The 2,415-nt window shown below is 60.8% G+C and carries 3 protein-coding genes; 2 read left to right on the top strand and 1 reads right to left on the bottom strand.

What is annotated here, in order from left to right:
* The coding region (locus QT222_RS02320; RefSeq protein WP_491476177.1) for a DUF7123 family protein at window positions 1-204 on the top strand (204 nt) is incomplete at its 5' end.
* A gap of 43 nt (window positions 205-247) precedes the next feature.
* Entirely contained in the window at window positions 248-679 is a 432-nt protein-coding gene (locus tag QT222_RS02315) for an SRPBCC family protein (protein ID WP_004572477.1), read from the top strand.
* A 435-nt stretch (window positions 680-1,114) separates the two neighbouring features.
* Here QT222_RS02315 and QT222_RS02310 read toward each other — a convergent pair.
* Window positions 1,115-2,415: aldehyde dehydrogenase family protein (locus QT222_RS02310; RefSeq protein WP_491476176.1), on the bottom strand; the 1,301-nt coding region annotated here is incomplete at its 5' end.

Here is a 2,415-nt window from a genome sequence, read left to right as displayed (position 1 = left end):
GAACAACGCATTCTCGCCTATCTCCGCGACAGCGTCAGCCGTGGAGAAGGGTACTTTCGGGCGAAAAACATCGCCGAAGCTATCGGTCTCACCGCAAAGCAGGTCGGCTCTCGCCTGCCCCAACTGGCCGAAAAGTCCGAGGACGTAGAAATCGAAAAGTGGGGACGCGCCCGCTCTACCACATGGCGTGTCACCCGGAGCTGAGGCGATTCCACGGCTTTTTACTGTCGAGGTGTGATGCTATCTCATGACCGTCCGCGTGAAACGAACCTTCGAGTTCGATGCCGCCGGGGAACGCGTCTGGGAGTTTATTGCTGACCCTGCGAAACGAGCGGATGCAATCAGTGTCGTCGACCGATTCGACGTCGCCGAGGACGGCCGCCACGCGACGTGGCATCTCGAATTGCCGATTCCACTCGTTCGGTCGACTGTGACCGTCGAAACCGAAGATATCGTCGTCGAGGAACCAACCCACGTCAAGTTCGTCGGCAAGTCCCGTGTGATGCGAGTGACGGGCGAACACACCATCCAGGCAAGCGACGGCGGCTGTCGCCTCGTGAACGAGTTCGTCGTCGACGGCCGACTACCCGGTGTCGAGAAGTTCTTCGAGCGAAACCTCGACCGAGAACTCGACAACCTCGAAGCGGCGCTTCGGCGCGAACTCGAAGCAACCGCCTGAAGCCGCGAGAGTTGGATTTTCACGGGGTGTGTGACCCATTGTTGCGGTGGGTTTATACACTGTGGCTCCGAATCCACGTTCGCCGACGCAATAGGCGCTTTTCTCGCCAGACGTCGGCGACTCCACATCCGCCGCACTCGCTGCAACGTTTCGGGGTCCGTTGCGGCACCCAACGACGTGGCCACGTCGTTTCGCGCCCCCAAGCCCGGTGGGGGTGCACTCCCCCCTCGTCTCACTTCGCCAACTGGTGACACGAGATTCGGCGGGAGGCATATTCGCCTCCGCCTTTTGATGGATTACCATCGAGCGACAGTACTCTCTCGACGATTTACCTTCAGTGTGTTAGCTCCCCGAGCACCGATACTGTAGCTATCTCGCAGGACGCACCGGACAAAGAGAAAAAAGCGGGGCCGTGGTCGCAGTGAACGCGACGGGTTATTCGTCTTTGGTCTTGATGTCCGCAGAGAGGCCCTGAGCCATGCGGATTTCCTTGGAGTTGTTGAGCGTCCACGCGGTACGCTCGGTGACGGCTTCGATGATTTCGCGGGCCGACGGGTAGCCGTTACCGGACTTCTTTACGCCACCGAACGGCAGGTGAACCTCGGCACCGATACACGGGAGGTTGCCGTACGCGAGACCGACTTCGGCGTGGTCGCGGTAGTAGTTAATCTGGCGGTAGTCCTCGGAGATGATGGCTCCAGCGAGACCGTACTCGGTATCGTTCTGAATCTCGACTGCCTCTTCGATGTCGCCGGAGTACTTGAGCAGCGCGACGTGCGGGCCGAAGACTTCCTCGTGCGTACAGCGGAGGTCTTCGTATGCGTCTGCCTCGTAAACGAACGGACCGACCCAGTGGCCGTCTTCGTGGCCTTCGGGAATCTCCTCGGGGTCGAGTTCCGTGCGGTCGACGAGAACGTTCACGCCCTCTTTCTTCGCAAGGTCGGCGTACTTGAGGACCTTCTCTTTGTGCTCAGCCTCGATGAGCGGACCCATGAACGTGTCTTCGCGGAGGGGATTCCCGACGGAGACATCCTTTGCAATCTCGACGTAGCGCTCTTTGAACTCGTCGTACACGTCCTCGTGGACGACGAGGCGCTCGGAGGAGACACAGCGCTGGCCGGTCGTCTTGAACGACGACATGACGGCGGAGTGGACGGCGATGTCGAGGTCCGCCTTCTCGGTGATGACGATGTTGTTCTTGCCACCCATCTCACACGCGGCGAGCGTGCCGGGCTGTTGAGCGACCTTGCTTGCGACCTCGTGGCCGACTTCCGCGGAGCCAGTGAAGAGCACGGTGTCGATGCGCTCTTGGTCGACGATGGAGGCACCAGCGTCACCGAAGCCCTGTACCATGTTGAACACGCCGTCCGGAATACCGGCGTCCTCGAACATCTCGGCGATAATCTGGCCACACCACGGCGTCTGCTCGGCGGGCTTCCAGACGACGGTGTTGCCCTCGACGAGTGCGACGGCCATGTGCCAAAACGGAATGGCGACCGGGAAGTTCCACGGGGTAATACAGCCGACGACGCCACGGGGCTTGCGGCGCATGTAGGCGTCCTTGGCGGGAATCTCGGAGGGGACCACGTCGCCCTTGGGGTGGCGAGCGTCGCCTGCGGCCCACTCGACCATGTGGTAGGCCTCGATGACGTCGGCGCGGCCTTCGGAGATTTCCTTCCCACACTCTTTGGTTACGATTTCTGCGAGTTCTTCAGTGCGGTCACGCAGTTCGTGGT

The sequence above is a fragment of the Haloferax sp. s1 genome (genome assembly GCF_058382125.1).
The sequence above is the reverse complement of the archived record's forward strand: the minus strand, read 5'-3'. Positions and strand labels throughout refer to the sequence as shown.